General features: G+C 37.9%; 17 protein-coding genes. 11 read left to right on the top strand and 6 right to left on the bottom strand.

The features are described from left to right. Positions 1-106: 106 nt before the first annotated feature. Positions 107-868, bottom strand: a complete 762-nt coding sequence (locus tag F994_RS16625) for a COG4705 family protein (protein ID WP_004651800.1) — start codon at positions 866-868, stop codon at positions 107-109. A 340-nt stretch (positions 869-1208) separates the two neighbouring features. Continuing rightward, on the bottom strand, positions 1209-1658 hold the full coding sequence (locus F994_RS16620) for a GNAT family N-acetyltransferase (protein ID WP_004651798.1): 450 nt from the start codon (positions 1656-1658) through the stop codon (positions 1209-1211). A gap of 137 nt (positions 1659-1795) precedes the next feature. Here F994_RS16620 and F994_RS16615 point away from each other — a divergent pair, with 137 nt between their 5' ends. Genes F994_RS16615 through F994_RS16605 form a run of 3 tightly spaced genes read left to right on the top strand, consistent with a single transcriptional unit; the run spans position 1796 to position 3762 of the window. Further along, positions 1796-2800: an adenosine kinase gene (locus F994_RS16615; RefSeq protein WP_004651797.1), complete on the top strand. Its 1005-nt coding sequence runs from the start codon at positions 1796-1798 to the stop codon at positions 2798-2800. Between the two features lie 14 nt (positions 2801-2814). Beyond that, the gene (locus F994_RS16610) at positions 2815-3126 is read left to right on the top strand and encodes a Rieske (2Fe-2S) protein (RefSeq protein WP_167555819.1); all 312 of its coding nucleotides are present in this window, start codon (positions 2815-2817) and stop codon (positions 3124-3126) included. A gap of 18 nt (positions 3127-3144) precedes the next feature. Next, on the top strand, positions 3145-3762 hold the full coding sequence (locus F994_RS16605; RefSeq protein ID WP_004651795.1) for an OB-fold-containig protein: 618 nt from the start codon (positions 3145-3147) through the stop codon (positions 3760-3762). Positions 3763-4016: 254 nt separating this feature from the next. Here F994_RS16605 and F994_RS16600 read toward each other — a convergent pair whose 3' ends face one another. Continuing rightward, positions 4017-4487 carry a DUF6231 family protein gene (locus F994_RS16600; RefSeq protein ID WP_004651794.1) on the bottom strand — a complete coding sequence of 157 codons (471 nt, stop codon included), beginning with the start codon at positions 4485-4487 and terminating at the stop codon, positions 4017-4019. Positions 4488-4518: 31 nt separating this feature from the next. On the opposite strand from F994_RS16600, the gene F994_RS16595 reads away from it, so the two are divergent. Beyond that, a complete protein-coding gene (locus tag F994_RS16595; RefSeq protein WP_004651793.1) occupies positions 4519-5391 on the top strand; it encodes a DUF2797 domain-containing protein in 873 nt (290 codons plus the stop codon). A 426-nt stretch (positions 5392-5817) separates the two neighbouring features. On the opposite strand, the gene F994_RS16590 is transcribed toward F994_RS16595, so the two are convergent. The 3 genes from F994_RS16590 to F994_RS16580 form a co-directional block, all read right to left on the bottom strand. Beyond that, positions 5818-7686, bottom strand: a complete 1869-nt coding sequence (locus F994_RS16590) for a SurA N-terminal domain-containing protein (RefSeq protein WP_004651792.1) — start codon at positions 7684-7686, stop codon at positions 5818-5820. 133 nt (positions 7687-7819) lie between these two features. Beyond that, positions 7820-8092 (bottom strand): HU family DNA-binding protein, encoded by a 273-nt coding sequence (locus F994_RS16585; protein WP_004651791.1) that lies wholly within the window; start codon positions 8090-8092, stop codon positions 7820-7822. Positions 8093-8250: 158 nt separating this feature from the next. Beyond that, on the bottom strand, positions 8251-8706 hold the full coding sequence (locus tag F994_RS16580) for a phasin family protein (protein WP_154649962.1): 456 nt from the start codon (positions 8704-8706) through the stop codon (positions 8251-8253). Positions 8707-8909: 203 nt separating this feature from the next. Here F994_RS16580 and F994_RS16575 point away from each other — a divergent pair, with 203 nt between their 5' ends. The 7 genes from F994_RS16575 to hscA all read left to right on the top strand — a co-directional run bounded on the left by F994_RS16575 (position 8910) and on the right by hscA (position 14719). Then, positions 8910-9557 carry a hypothetical protein gene (locus F994_RS16575; protein ID WP_004651788.1) on the top strand — a complete coding sequence of 216 codons (648 nt, stop codon included), beginning with the start codon at positions 8910-8912 and terminating at the stop codon, positions 9555-9557. A 113-nt stretch (positions 9558-9670) separates the two neighbouring features. Further along, positions 9671-10144 (top strand): Rrf2 family transcriptional regulator, encoded by a 474-nt coding sequence (locus F994_RS16570; RefSeq protein WP_004651787.1) that lies wholly within the window; start codon positions 9671-9673, stop codon positions 10142-10144. 1 nt (position 10145) lies between these two features. After that, complete coding sequence (locus F994_RS16565) at positions 10146-11363, top strand: IscS subfamily cysteine desulfurase (protein ID WP_004651786.1); 1218 nt, start codon at positions 10146-10148, stop codon at positions 11361-11363. A gap of 86 nt (positions 11364-11449) precedes the next feature. Beyond that, positions 11450-11836 carry a Fe-S cluster assembly scaffold IscU gene (gene iscU, locus F994_RS16560; protein WP_004651785.1) on the top strand — a complete coding sequence of 129 codons (387 nt, stop codon included), beginning with the start codon at positions 11450-11452 and terminating at the stop codon, positions 11834-11836. Between the two features lie 37 nt (positions 11837-11873). Next, on the top strand, positions 11874-12194 hold the full coding sequence (iscA, locus tag F994_RS16555; RefSeq protein WP_004651784.1) for an iron-sulfur cluster assembly protein IscA: 321 nt from the start codon (positions 11874-11876) through the stop codon (positions 12192-12194). A gap of 108 nt (positions 12195-12302) precedes the next feature. Next, a complete protein-coding gene (gene hscB, locus F994_RS16550) occupies positions 12303-12818 on the top strand; it encodes a Fe-S protein assembly co-chaperone HscB (protein ID WP_004651783.1) in 516 nt (171 codons plus the stop codon). A gap of 38 nt (positions 12819-12856) precedes the next feature. Further along, on the top strand, positions 12857-14719 hold the full coding sequence (hscA, locus tag F994_RS16545; RefSeq protein ID WP_004651782.1) for a Fe-S protein assembly chaperone HscA: 1863 nt from the start codon (positions 12857-12859) through the stop codon (positions 14717-14719). Positions 14720-14727: the final 8 nt, after the last annotated feature.

Below are 14727 nucleotides of genomic sequence, written 5' to 3'. Positions count from 1 at the left end.
GCAAACACTAATTTCCGTGTATTTCAGTATAGATTTTTTATTCCACTAAGTTCCTTATCAACATTTTTAATTTATGGTTAAAAAATAATACAACATGCCTTAAAGATTAAATATTTTTCGTCGCTGGTCGATGGGCAAAATGAATACATATTATGATTGCGGTCAAAATTACCGCGGAAGCACCAAAACGACTTAAATCCAAACCACCAGAAGCCAACGGTTTATCCAAAAAGTCACCCACAACCGCACCTAAGGGTCGGGTCAAAACAAAAGCACTCCAAAATAATAATGTCCGAGAAATTTGACTAAAAAAGTACAGCCCTGCAATCAATGCAATTAAACTTACATACAAAACAATACCACCGCTATAACCTAAGCCCGCCGTATCTGCCGACCAATCTCCCAAAGCTGTTCCTAGTGTTTGTGAAAACGTAATAGTCAGCCAATAGAAAATTTCTGCACGAGGATAATTCACACTATGCGGGGAAATACTACCTTCCGATTTATACCAAACCCAAAGGCAAAGCAGCACAAAACTCAGTAAAAGTGTACTACCACCGATATAACCGATCCCTAAAGATCGATCAACAAAATCAGCTAGGGTTGTACCCACTGTGGTACTGGCAATAATGGTGAACCAATATAAATAAGGTCGATATGTTTTTGCACTCACCTGAAAATATAGCAGTAAAATAAAAAGCACAGCAAAAATAGCTGTGCCCACTAAATACCCCCAATTGAGTGACATAGATACCGCATCGCCCGCTGTTTCACCAAAGGTCGTGGCAAATATTTTTGTCATCCAAAAGAGCGCTGTTATTTCGGGTACTTTAGATAAGGAAGTGATAAGACTTTGTCGTTGGCTCATCAGCTGGACTCAATGGAGATTTTTACTGATATCTTCCAACCAAGCACTTAACTCAATCTTAAAATCGCAACAACTTCTGACATAAGGTATTTTTTGTATCATTTAACCTTTCAAATTAAGGCCTTTATCTACAAAAAACCACTTACAATGATTTGAATATTTTTGAGTACTAAAATAATTTAAAAAATAATTTTTCAAGCTTATCCATTTAAAAAAAAGACATTGCAGCAATTAACATTTGATCCAAAACATGCAACAAAAATATGGTCATAATACTGCTCAGCATTAAGCTAAAACTCAGCAGCATCACAACCTAATCACAATCTAAAGTGATCGAATACTAGAGCAGATATTTGAAATAGCTATAGTTCGGGTGATTTTCCACAAAAACATAATTTTGCTTTTGGTAAAAATGAGCCGCAGATTTGGTATCTGTGTTCAAGCAAAGTGCTGAAAAATTTGCACGAGCATTTTTTTCCAAATGTTGTAACAACTGCTTACCTACCCCATGCTTACGGTATTTTGGTAAGACGTAAAAACGACGCACACGACCAATTCTGTTATCAATTTCATTTTCATTCCACTGCTGATTTAAACCCCCACAGGCAATCAGCTTTTCATCATCATAAACAAAAAGAAGAAACTCGCCCGGTTGATTAAACCTATTTTTTCCACTCTCATACTCCTCAATCAATCGATCAACAAACTGAAATCCTTCTTTCTGTGCTTGCTTCGCCAATTCCTGAATTTGTGTTGGTAACTGTTCAGCTTTATCAATCGTGATATTCATCTAACCTTCCTCATCCTTTCCTATATTGCATTTTGACCGAATAAATGCGCCATATCTTGAATTTTACTCATCAATCTACAGCTATCATGAGCATTGGTGTAAACTTAGCGCTTTAATTTAAAATGTGAATGAAAGACATGGCAACTGTTGATCTTTTTGCAATTGGTAATGCATTAATCGACCAAGAATTTAAAGTCTCTGATGACTTCCTTATTCAACAAAATTTGCAAAAAGGCACTATGCAGTTGACTGATGGTGAAACACAAGCAAATTTATACAATAATTTAAAAGAAACGCAAATCTACAAAGGTCAAGCATCTGGTGGTTCTGCTGCAAATACGACCGTTGCTTTTAGTGCTTTAGGCAGCAAAGCATTTTATGGCTGCCGTGTAGGCAATGATGAATTAGGTCGTATTTACTTAAAAGGTCTAAATGAAGCAGGCATCCAAACCACTGAACATTCTGTAAGTGAAGGTGAAACCGGTACTTGTATGGTATTGGTCAGCCCAGATTCTGAACGTACCATGCACACTTACCTTGGCATTACAGCGGAACTCAGTGCAGATCAAATTAACTTTGAACCGTTAAAAACAGCAAAATGGCTTTATATTGAAGGTTATTTATCGACCAGCAGTTCTGCCTGCCTTGCAGTAAAACAAGCTCGTCAAATTGCCAAAGCACATGGGGTTAAAATTGCATTAACCCTGTCTGACCCAGCGATGGTGCAATATGCACGTCAAGGTTTAGATGAGCTGTTAGATGATGGTGTCGATTTGATTTTCTGCAATCAACAAGAAGCCATGATGTATACAGGAACCGATTCTGTAGAAGCAGCACTTGCTCAATTGCAATTGAAAAGCAAGTACACCGTCATTACATTATCGGCAGAAGGTGCTTTAATTTCTGATTCAGAACAAATACTTAAAATTCCGGGTCGCACTGTAACCGCTGTCGATGCAAACGGTGCTGGTGATGCCTTTGCGGGTGCATTCCTTTATGCATTAAATGCAGGTTTAAGTCTTCAAGTGGCGGCTGAATTGGCGATTCTAATTTCAAGTGAAGTGGTTTCGCAATTCGGCCCACGTCTTAGCGTAGAAGGTTATGCGGAATTATTAAACAACTTTCAAAAGGAATGTGCATAATGATGAGAATTGCCATGACGGAAGAAATTCCTGAACGCGAAGCACGTGCTTTTGACACAGACGATGGTAGAACCATTTTTATCACTCAACGTGACGGGGCTTACTATGCTTACAACAACCTTTGTCCTCACCTACAAACTGAATTGGAATTTTTAGAAAATCAGTTTTTAGATCAAGACGGTGAATATATTCAATGCTCAACCCATGGCGCGCTCTTTTTGGTTGAAACAGGTGAATGTATTTCTGGACCTTGCCTAGGGCAATCACTTGAAAAAATAGCGATCAACGTACATTCTGATGGTGGAATTTACCTCACAAAAGAATAAAATCAATGGAATTTAACCATGCTTGAGTTTTTGCAAAACTATAACTTAATCCCGTTTCATTTAAGTTTGTTGGCTTTAATTTTGCTCAGCATGGTCGAAACCATCGGCTATTACTTTAATATTCACCCCACTCAATACCTAAAAAGTCTATCCCCGAAGAGACTTTCTGAATCACCGCTCCTCAATGTTAAGTTCTCTAAAACACTGATTGTGGTTTTCTTGCTCATGAACTTTAGCTTTTCAGGCTATTTCCTTCAACTTTGTGTTTATGCTCAGCAACAAGAATTTCTTCCTGCTTATTACTTAATTATTCCAGCCCTGATTATTGCGATTTTCTTTACAGTCTTTATGATCCATTGTTTAGATCAAGTGATTAAACCCATTGAAACAAAACAACAAGTGAGTTTACTCGGACGACTCGCAACGATTTCCAGCGGCAATGCACGCCCAGGCTTCTCAGCGCAAGCACGTGTTCGTGATGAATTTGGTCAACTGCATTATGTACAAGTTGAGCCAGAATTTGGTGAGCTTGAATTTCAATCTCAAATCATTTTAATTCGTTTAAAAAAATCACACTATATTGCTAAAAAAATATCCAAATCAAATAGTCTGTTTACCATGGGCAATCATCCTTAAGCTGAGTGTAAATGATCAGTAACTCATCTTCTAGAACATCAAAATCAGTTAAGCCATCACTCCAAATTCCACCTAATTAGCCTTGTTATTGCTATGGTTGTTGCTGATATTCCACCCAAAAGCTGACTAAGTGCTTAAATTGGTCATCGTATTATTCTTATAGAAGTGCCATAAAAGAATACGATGCTTTCAAACCAATCAATAAAAAGAAATTGTTAAACTTTACCATCATAAAAACCATATAGATAAATCACTTACCAACGGAATTTATTCCAATTTTCAGGATTAGCCCAAAACTTGGAATTGAACCAATCGGGTACATGCTTATATGTCAGGATATTAAATTGCCATAAAGCAAAATCACGATCATGCAGAGTTCTATCAATCAGTTGAGTAAAGCCCAAAGCACGTAATAATTTCTCATCTTGTAACTGACTGACCACAACAATTCGTTTTGCCATCAAATCTCGTAATTTTACAAGTAATTGTGATTTTTGAATATTTGAAATAGCCAATAATTCTTGAGAATCAAGCAACACAAAACCCACGTCATATCGCTGGGTAAAAGGCAGATTTAAAAACTCAGTTACGCTAAAATAGTGCCATTGAATTGATTGATTATTGTCGTATTGCTCAAGATTCTGACCAATACATAATGCAGTTTGAATCGGCTGTTCTTTGAATAAATCGTCTAGCATTGAAGTGATGACATTTTGTTCAGCCATAACTGCATCCTTATTATTAAGAGAGTTTTTCATGGAACTACAAGGCATTTGCCATAAAATGCATGCAGGTTTAAAGGACCTTAGTGTAACTGATCAACAGACGCGTAAGGCAAATGTAGAGTATAAATTCGTTCTAGATCGTTCAGAAATCAATCTTCCATTTCGTTTAGGTCAAGAAATTGAAATTGAATGGACCGGTAATATTTATTGTGTCTCTTGCGGAAGTAAAACGCCAAAATCATATTCACAAGGCCACTGTTTCAAGTGTTTTAAAACCAAAGCTTCATGTGATATGTGCATTATGAAGCCAGAGACTTGTCACTATCATTTAGGTACTTGTCGTGAAAATAGTTTTGCCCATGAAGTCTGTTTCCAACCACATATTGTATACCTTGCCAATTCTAGTGCGCTCAAAGTAGGCATCACACGACTTGGACAAATGCCAACTCGCTGGTTAGATCAGGGCGCAACACAAGCATTACCAATTATGAAAGTGGGTTCACGCCGCTTATCTGGTCAACTTGAAATTATGTTTGGAACACAAGTGGCAGATAAAACCGATTGGAGGAAACTACTCAAAGGTGAAGCTGAACCTCTAAATTTACTTGAAGTTCGCGAGCAACTGGTAGCGGAATTTGCACCAAAAATTCAAATGATTCGTGATGAATTTAGTCAAAACCTTGAATTCAATGAAACCGTTGAACTGATGGAAAATGAACTTCCGCATCAGTTTATCTATCCTGTAGAGCAGTATCCTGAAAAAGTAAAATCTCATAATCTAGACAAAACACCAATTATTCGTGGTGTCTTACAAGGTATTAAAGGTCAATATCTAATTTTAGATACTGGGGTGATTAATATTCGTAAATACTCAGGTTATCAACTTAAGCTACGTGCTGAATAAAATATTGTCTCATCCATAAAAAAACCTGCGTTAATGCTAATGCTGATCAGCTAAGGAGTTTTGTAATAAACTCCTTAGCTTTTTAGTTCTTCACAACGGAGTCTTATATCTTTAAATCAAATACTTGGATCTCATCTATTACTTTGGATAAGCCCAAATCCTCAAAATATATTTTGAGTTCGCAAAAAAGCATCTTGCGGCGCAGTGCGCCTCACCGCAAAACTCGCCAAATCCCTTTTATTGATTAATAAATCGCAGAAACCTTACTTTTCCAATCTTGCGGTGTATACACCTCATGCCTCGAACAGTTGCGGATGACGTTTCCGCGTATCGAAGAACATCATGAATTTAAAAAATAAAATGCCAGTCAATTGCTTAACTGACTGGCATTATGCGTTAACGCAGGTTTTTTTATTTCAGCAAAAATTATTTAATTTTGGCCTTTGATTTTAAATATTGAGTGTAATCATCTAGTTCTTGTTGACCACGAAGTTGTTGGTACAACTTAGACAATTCATTTAATTGCTCATCCGTTAAAGCACTTGATGTCGTTTTATTCACATTCGATACCGCCACAACCACCAACTCATTTGGCAATGATGCTGTAGTGACTGACCACATACCTGCTTTTGGCGCTGGAACACTAAATGCTGCACGTTCAATTTCACGTTTCAAGCCTTGTGAACGCGTAAAGACACCCGCACTTTCAAATGCAATTTTACTTTGTGCCAAAACAGTTGCAGCAGGTTGTGATTTAAAACTATTCAATGACGCTTGAATTTTCGCTTTTGCAGCATCAACTGCTTTTTGTTCAATAAGTTTAGCTTTGATGCGTGGTGTCGCTTCAGCCAAACTTTGCACGCCAGCAGCATGATAATCACGTACTTTCACCCACACAGTATCGCCATTCGTTAACTGAATACTACTTGAAGCATTACGATCACCATTTTTCACATCATCATTAAACAACTTAACTTTTACATTCGCATCGCTAAGTACTGCATGTTGTGTAGATAATGTCATGCCTTTCACAGATTGAACCATCACACCCTTAACTTCTTGTGCAACAACATCGAGTGCATCACTTCCTACCACCAACTCATTCAGACTATTTACCGTATCTGAAAAAGCATTTGCAGATTTGTTCTTTTGCAATTCAGCCATCAAGCGTGGTTTTTCAGCTTCAAATGAAGGAAGTTTAATCGCCGCAGCTTGTGTTTCAATTAAATGATAACCATATTGGGTTTTAATTGGTGCCGATACTTGAGCTGATTTTAAAGCAGCCACTGCTTGATCAAATGCATCACCAAATACACCTTTTTCATATGCTTCAATCACACCGCCTTTGGCTTTAGACTCAGTATCATCTGAATATTGCGCAGCTGCTTGAGCAAAAGTCATCCCTGCTTTAATTTTAGCAGCCACATCATTTGCCAGTTTCTTCGCTTCAGCATCTGAACGCGTGTCAGCAGCAATTAAGATATGCTTCACCACAGGTTTAATATTTTTCTTTTGCGTATCTACAAACGCAGCATAAGCTTGCTGCAATTCAGCATCTGTGACTTGAGTATTCGCTGGTGCAACATTTGCAGGCGTCAACACAACATAATCTACATCTACACTGGCAACTTGCTTAAATGAATTTTTATGTTTGTCATAATAAGTAGCAATTTCTTGAGGTGTAACTTTTATATTTTTCTTATATTCATCAAGTTTAATACTGGCCAAATGCAAAGTACGTTGTTCAGTTTGCAAATTCGCAATTTGTTGAATATCAAGTTTACTCACCAATGCATAATCCATAAATGTTGAAGTCAACATTTTTAAAGCATGGTCTTGACGTAAATTCACAATTAAAGCTTGACTAGTCATACCGACTGAACGCAAATAATTTGAATATAAGGTTTCAGAAAATTTACCATTTTCTTGAAAGCTCGGTTGTTGAGCAACCATTTGTTCAATCTGCGCATCACTTAATGAAATACCCAATTTTTCTGCTTGTTGTAATAACAAGGTACGAGCAACAAGGCTATCCATTGCTTTATTTTGAATATAGGATTGATTCAATAAAGTTTCGTCGCCATTGGCATAAGCTAAGTACTGTTCTTTAAATGTTTTGGTCAGTGCTTCTAACTCTTTCTTAGAAATTTCTTGGCCATTGACTAATTTTGCCGAGTCTTCTGACTTCCCACCACTAAAATATCCTTCAATACCTACAAGTGCTAAAGGGGTCAAAAACAAAATGAGCAGAACTTTGCCCAACCAACCCTTAATAACTTTACGAAAAGATTCCATAAGTATTCCAATATTTTATTTGTCAGGGATTTTACCCGAAAACCCACAATGAATGAATGAGTTCAAACTGTAAATCGGCATTATTAATAAAAAAACGCGCCTTATTCGGCGCGTTTATCGGCTTGAGAAAAGATTAAGCTACAGAATCTTTCAAACCTTTACCAGCTTTAAAGCTAGGTACTTTGCTTGCTTTAATTTCTAAAGCTGCACCCGTTTGTGGGTTACGACCAGTACGTGCTGCACGTTCTTTAACGTTGAATGTACCAAAACCAACAAGTGTAACAGTATCACCAGATTTAAGCGCTTCAGTAATAGAAGCAATTGTCGCATCTAAGGCTTTACCTGCATCAGTCTTAGACAATCCCCCTTTCTCTGCAATTGCATCGATTAATTCTGATTTATTCATGAAGATTACGTCCTCTTAATATCGTTTATTTAAGGTCTAAGGATTCCATGACCTCTTTATAGCAATGCTTTGGGGCAAAAGGCAATACTATCGATCTGCATTTCTGCAAAATAAATGTGAAAAAAATTGTTGAAAAATGAAGAAAAAGTAAAATTGTTTCATTTTTTTACAATTTGCTCTTTTAAAAGTTTATTTTCTTCAACCAAAAAATCAACCTTACTATGTAACTGTAATATGAGACTTTCTAAGTACTGAATATCTTTGACTGTCACCAAACCAATTCGATTTAGTGAATGATTAACACTTTGATCAAGTAATTTTTCGACCTTATCTTTGGTATCGGTCACTGAGTCTTTTGCTTTCTCCGACACTTTTTCAACTGTTTGATCAGCGATTTCCGTCGTTTTTGACTCTAACTCTTCACCGACTTTGACTAAGGAGTCAAATAATTTATTTCCCTCTTCCTCAGCACGTGAAAAAGCACCCAATCCAGCAAGCCAAATTTGTTGGGTATATTTACGAAAATCCAGACTCGACTTACGACCTGAACGCAGCTTATTCTTTGTTTTATCGGAATTTTCCTGTTTTTCTTGATCAATATTTTGATCATTCATTTGCTTATCCATTTTCCCCACTCTCCCGATTATTTTTTATACCGCTTAATATATTTACCTATAAAATAGCCACATAATAGCAAATTAAACACTTGATCGATTTGCTAAACTGTTCTACAAAGCAAGATTATTATGTATTTGATTAAAGTCCTGAAGTATTTTTACAAGCTAGGATGCTCTATTTCAGGGAAGGATTAAGTTTTATGAGTGAATCGCAACAAAGTCAAAATCAACCACATTTGTTGCTTACAATGACGATGATTGTTTTGGAAACAATTTTTACCTTCATTTTGAAACATGATCGTGTCGTCGGTTTACAAGCTAAAAAGTTTATAGAGCAAAAAGTTTCCATCAAAATTAATAGTTATTTACCTTATTTTGATTTTTATGTTCAATTTACTGAACATGGCATTTTATTTGACACCAAAGCGCCAGAGCAAGTTGTAGATCTTGATATTCGTACTACGCTGATGGACTTAATTAAAGTCTTTGTTTTGGCTAACCGCCGCAGCATTAAAAAAATGCGTATTGATGGTGATATCACTTTAAAAGATGAATTTCGCGATTTAGCTTTATTGTTTAGCTTGCCAAAAGTTTTATCTGACTGGAAACAATGGTTAACTGAACCCACCGATGAGCAAGATATCGTTGCTTCAAAAAAACGTATTGCGCCGCTATTAGAAAAAATTGACCAGCAGCGCTCAACCATTAATAGCTTAAACGTGGAAGTCAAACAATATAAGAACCGTATTCGTCGTCTTAAACAAAGACAGAAAAGAACTAACATTGCATTTATTGTAACCACCACGCTTTTAATTGCATTATTAGTGTATAATTTATGGCTTGCATAAATATATAATTTTTCTTATAAAATAAAACAAATTAAAGCCTCATAAAAAAACTTGACTATTTTAGTCAGGATTCTTAAAATCGACACATCTAGTCTTAATATGTGTATCGAATCATGCGTCTTACTACTCGCGGTCGCTACGCAGTGACTGCTCTACTTGATTTAGCTTTGCAGCCAACCGAACAAACGATCACGCTTGCTGAAATTGCAGCCCGTCAAACTATTTCTGTGGCTTATCTTGAGCAGTTATTTGCGAAATTAAAGCGTCACGGTTTAGTTTCTAGTGTTCGTGGTGCCAACGGTGGTTACCATCTAGCTCGTAGCGCTGAAGAAATCACTGTGTTAGAAATTATTGAAGCTGTAAACGAAACAGTTGACGCAACACGTTGTGACCATAAAGGTAACTGCCAAAATGGTGCAATGTGCTTAACTCATGATTTATGGCAAGAACTCTCCCACCACATCGCCGATTATTTAGCAAAAATCACGCTGGCAGACCTTGTAGCAAGAGACAACGTGCAAACCGTTGCGATTCGCCAAAATACACCATCATTTGATTCAGCCCTTTTATCGGTTACAGGTATTTGACATGAAACGTCCGATTTATCTTGATTATGCAGCAACAACTCCTGTAGACCCTCAAGTCGCAGAACGTATGATGGAATGCCTAACTTTCGACGGTATTTTCGGTAATGCAGCATCTCGTTCGCATGCTTACGGTTGGCAAGCAGAAGAAAAAATCGAATATGCACGTGAACAAGTCGCTAATTTAATTAAAGCTGACCCACGTGAAATCGTGTGGACTTCAGGTGCAACTGAATCTGACAACCTTGCATTAAAAGGTGTGGCTCAATTTTATGCCTCTAAAGGCAAACACATTATTACCAGTAAAATTGAACATAAAGCAATTTTAGACACGTGTCGTGAACTTGAAGCAGAAGGCTTTGAAATCACCTATCTTGAGCCAGAGCCAAAGACAGGTTTAATCACAGCTGAAATGGTCAAAGCAGCCATTCGCCCAGATACTGTTCTTGTTTCACTGATGATGGTCAACAACGAAATTGGTACTGTGACTGATGTTGCAGCGATTGGCGAAATTACACGTGCAAATAAAACTTATTTCCATGTCGATGCTGCTCAAGCTGCGGGTAAAGTTGAAATTGACCTTTCAAGCATGAAAGTCGATTTAATGAGCTTTTCAGCACATAAAATTTATGGCCCTAAAGGCATGGGTGCACTTTTTGTACGTCGTAGCCCACGTGTCCGCCTAAAAGCTCAAATGCATGGTGGTGGTCATGAGCGCGGTATGCGTTCTGGTACACTGCCAACGCATCAAATTGTCGGCATGGGTGAAGCATTTGAACTTGCAGGCAAAAACCTAGAGTCTGAACAAAAGCGTATTCGCGTATTACGTGACAAACTTTGGAACGGCTTACAAGGTTTAGAACAAGTGTTCTTAAACGGTCATCCTGAATACAATGTTGCAAACTACTTAAACGTAAGTTTTAACTTTGTGGAAGGTGAATCTTTGATGATGGCATTGAAAGATGCTGCTGTTTCATCTGGTTCTGCATGCACATCTGCAACACTTGAACCTTCTTATGTGCTTCGCGCATTAGGTTTGTCTGATGAACTTGCTCACAGCTCGATTCGTTTCAGCTTCGGTACATACACCACCGAAGAAGACATTGACCATGTCCTTGAAATAACCAAAGCAGCTGTAGAAAAATTACGTGATCTTTCTCCTCTTTGGGATATGTACAAAGAAGGTATCGATCTATCTACAGTCGAATGGGCTGAACACTAATTTATTCATGGCATCTCATGGAAATTTCCTGAAGATGCCCTCATATTAAATCTTATCAGGCTGACCCCGAGTTTTGGAGACGCATCATGGCTTATAGTGAAAAAGTAATTGATCATTACGAAAACCCTCGTAATGTTGGCGTTTTAGACAAAAATGCTGAAAATGTTGGTACAGGTATGGTCGGTGCACCAGCTTGTGGTGATGTTATGCGCCTTCAAATCCAAGTGGATGACAATGGTGTCATTGAACAAGCACGTTTCAAAACTTATGGTTGCGGATCTGCGATTGCATCAAGCTCGCTTGTAACTGAATGGCTTAAAGGTAAAACTTTAGACCAAGCTCAAGCGATCAAAAACATTGATATTGCAACTGAACTTGCGCTTCCTCCAGTGAAAGTACATTGTTCTGTACTTGCTGAAGATGCAATTAAAGCTGCTGTTGAAGACTACCGCAGCAAAAAAGCTAAAGCTTAATTATATTAAGTTTTGAATAAGGAATAATGGAGTTTTCATGATTCATTTAACTGAAAATGCTGCAACTCATATCAGCAATTACTTAGAAAATCGCGGTAAGGGTGAAGGCATTCGCGTTGGTGTGAAAACTTCAGGCTGTTCTGGTTTGGCTTATGTACTCGAATTCGTAGACGAAGTTGATACACATGATCAAGTTTTTGAACAGTTTGGTGTTAAGGTTTTCGTTGACCCTAAAAGCAGTGTCTATTTAGAAGGTTTAGAAATGGACTATGTAAAAAATGGTCTAAATGAAGGCTTCGAATTTAACAACCCCAATAAAAAAGGTGAATGTGGTTGTGGTGAATCTTTCACTGTTTAATCAATCTCTTATATTCCCTTTTTAAGCATTAAAACAGTGTACAATACACTGTTTTAATTGCATTTAATTTTCAATTATTTTATAGAACTTTCGCGGATCAAATCTCCCATGAATCATTTTGAGTTGTTCAATCTTCCAGTAGAACTCGATATTGATTTAGCCGTTTTAAAAAATGAATTTTTAAAATTGCAGCAACAATATCACCCCGATAAAGCCGAAGATAAAGATCAAGCACTCATCAAATCTAGCGAGATCAATCAAGCTTTTAAAGTTCTATCTCAAGTTGATAGTCGTGCGGGATATCTGCTTTCGTTAAAAAAACAAGATCACCTCCTTGATCAATCCATCAGCGATTTTGAATTTTTACAATCTGCGCTAGAAATTCGTGAACAGCTTGATGAAGCCCACTCTGCTAACGATTTAATTTCACTTAAAGAAGAAGTCCAACAATGGATTGACAGCTTAGTGCGTGAATTTAAAATTGACTATACTGAAGAAGATTGGGCTGAAGCGCGCGATACAGTGCGAAAACTACGCTTTTTTCAAAAAGTCATGGCTGATATTAACAAAGCTGAAGATCGTTTTTTAGATGATGACTCTTTCGATCTTGATGATGATTTTTAATTTATTTTTACTTTTAGACGTTCAAAGGATGTAACACAATGGCTCTCTTGCAAATTGCAGAACCTGGTCAATCAAGTGCGCCCCATGAACACCGTATTGCTATTGGTATCGACTTAGGTACTACGCATTCTTTAGTGGCTACGGTTCTATCAGGCAAAGCTAAAGTTCTTAACGATGAACAAGGTCGCGTGTTACTCCCATCGATTGTGCATTATGCTGATCAGGCAACTCAATATGGTGATGAAGCAAAAGCTTTCATGATCAGTGACCCACAAAATACTATCGTTTCTGTTAAGCGCTTTATGGGTCGCTCAAAAGCGGATATTAAATTCCAACATCCATATACACTGGTGGGTGAAGATCACCAGATGCCCGCTTTTGAAACCAATCACGGACGTAAAACACCTGTTGAAATTTCAGCTGAAATATTAAAACACTTAAAAGAACGCGCAGAATCAAGTCTACAAAACCCAATTAATGGTGCAGTGATTACTGTTCCTGCTTATTTTGATGAAGCTCAACGCCAAGCAACACGTGATGCGGCTCAATTGGCAGGTTTAAACGTATTACGTTTACTTAATGAACCAACTGCTGCTGCGGTCGCTTATGGTTTAGACCAAGAAAGCAACTTAGCTTCTGATCGTAACTATGTCATCTATGATTTAGGCGGTGGTACTTTTGACGTTTCGATCTTGCGTTTTACCCAAGGTGTGTTCGAAGTTCTCGCAACCGGTGGTCATACTGCACTTGGTGGCGATGATTTAGACCGTTTAATTGTTAAATGGGCGAAGAAACAACTCAATATTGAAACTTTAGATAATTCAGAACATGTGCATCTGATCGTTGCTGCACGCAAGGCCAAAGAAGCATTAACCGATGCCGAATCGGTAGAACTTCATGCCTTAGATCAAGTTTTAACTTTAGATCGCGCAACATTTGAAGAAATTATTAAAGTTGCTTTAGACAAAACCATTAGTGTCTGTAAGCGTGTGATGCGTGATGCCAAACTTGAGCTGAATGACATTCAAAATGTGGTTTTAGTGGGTGGTTCTACTCGCTCTTATGCAGTACAAAAAGCAGTTCGTGAAGTCTTTCATCAAGAACCATTGTGCACAATTAATCCTGATGAAGTGGTCGCTATTGGCGCAGCCATTACCGCAGACCAACTGATTGGCAACAGCAAAGATGGTTCATTACTGCTTGATGTTACCCCGCTCTCTTTAGGTTTAGAGACCATGGGCGGCTTGGTTGAGCGCCTGATTTCACGCAACACCGCTATTCCAGTCGCACGTCGCCAAGAGTTTACTACCTATCAAGATGGTCAAACGGCAATGTTGATTCATGTGGTCCAAGGTGAACGTGATCTGGTTGAACACTGTCGTAGTTTAGGTCGCTTTGTTTTACATGGCATTCCACCGATGACTGCGGGTCAAGCACGCATTGAAGTGACCTTCCAAGTCGATGCCGATGGTTTGCTGACCGTTTCTGCTAAAGAAACCACGTCGGGTGTGCATGCACAAATTGACATTAAACCTTCTTATGGTTTATCCGATTCTGATACTGAGCGCTTATTGATTGACGGTTTTAAATTTGCTGAAGAAGATAAAAATCTTCGTCACTTACAAGAAACCAAAGTTGAAGCACAGCGTGAATTGGAAGCACTTACACAAGCATTAAAAGTTGATGCAAACTTACTGAGTGCTGAACAATTGGTGGCTTTAGAGCAAACGAAAGTTGAACTCGAACAGCAATTATCGACAACCAACATCGAAGCTATTGAAGAAGCTGTACAGCAACTTAAAATACATAGTGATGCTTTTGCTGCCGCACGCATGAATCAACACATTGATTCTGCACTTAAAGGCACTCAACTCGATGACTGGTCAAACTCACACAAATAAATAGGTAA

Source organism: Acinetobacter bohemicus ANC 3994 (genome assembly GCF_000367925.1).
In the GTDB taxonomy this organism is placed as follows: Bacteria; Pseudomonadota; Gammaproteobacteria; order Pseudomonadales; family Moraxellaceae; genus Acinetobacter; species Acinetobacter bohemicus.
The sequence above is the reverse complement of the archived record's forward strand: the minus strand, read 5'-3'. Positions and strand labels throughout refer to the sequence as shown.

Coding starts and splice junctions, on each gene's coding strand:
- F994_RS16625 (WP_004651800.1), bottom strand. CDS start 868: ATGAGCCAACGACAAAGTCTTATCACTTCCTTATCTAAAGTACCCGAA.
- F994_RS16620 (WP_004651798.1), bottom strand. CDS start 1,658: ATGAATATCACGATTGATAAAGCTGAACAGTTACCAACACAAATTCAG.
- F994_RS16615 (WP_004651797.1), top strand. CDS start 1,796: ATGGCAACTGTTGATCTTTTTGCAATTGGTAATGCATTAATCGACCAA.
- F994_RS16610 (WP_167555819.1), top strand. CDS start 2,815: ATGACGGAAGAAATTCCTGAACGCGAAGCACGTGCTTTTGACACAGAC.
- F994_RS16605 (WP_004651795.1), top strand. CDS start 3,145: ATGCTTGAGTTTTTGCAAAACTATAACTTAATCCCGTTTCATTTAAGT.
- F994_RS16600 (WP_004651794.1), bottom strand. CDS start 4,487: ATGGCTGAACAAAATGTCATCACTTCAATGCTAGACGATTTATTCAAA.
- F994_RS16595 (WP_004651793.1), top strand. CDS start 4,519: ATGGAACTACAAGGCATTTGCCATAAAATGCATGCAGGTTTAAAGGAC.
- F994_RS16590 (WP_004651792.1), bottom strand. CDS start 7,686: ATGGAATCTTTTCGTAAAGTTATTAAGGGTTGGTTGGGCAAAGTTCTG.
- F994_RS16585 (WP_004651791.1), bottom strand. CDS start 8,092: ATGAATAAATCAGAATTAATCGATGCAATTGCAGAGAAAGGGGGATTG.
- F994_RS16580 (WP_154649962.1), bottom strand. CDS start 8,706: ATGAATGATCAAAATATTGATCAAGAAAAACAGGAAAATTCCGATAAA.
- F994_RS16575 (WP_004651788.1), top strand. CDS start 8,910: ATGAGTGAATCGCAACAAAGTCAAAATCAACCACATTTGTTGCTTACA.
- F994_RS16570 (WP_004651787.1), top strand. CDS start 9,671: ATGCGTCTTACTACTCGCGGTCGCTACGCAGTGACTGCTCTACTTGAT.
- F994_RS16565 (WP_004651786.1), top strand. CDS start 10,146: ATGAAACGTCCGATTTATCTTGATTATGCAGCAACAACTCCTGTAGAC.
- iscU (WP_004651785.1), top strand. CDS start 11,450: ATGGCTTATAGTGAAAAAGTAATTGATCATTACGAAAACCCTCGTAAT.
- iscA (WP_004651784.1), top strand. CDS start 11,874: ATGATTCATTTAACTGAAAATGCTGCAACTCATATCAGCAATTACTTA.
- hscB (WP_004651783.1), top strand. CDS start 12,303: ATGAATCATTTTGAGTTGTTCAATCTTCCAGTAGAACTCGATATTGAT.
- hscA (WP_004651782.1), top strand. CDS start 12,857: ATGGCTCTCTTGCAAATTGCAGAACCTGGTCAATCAAGTGCGCCCCAT.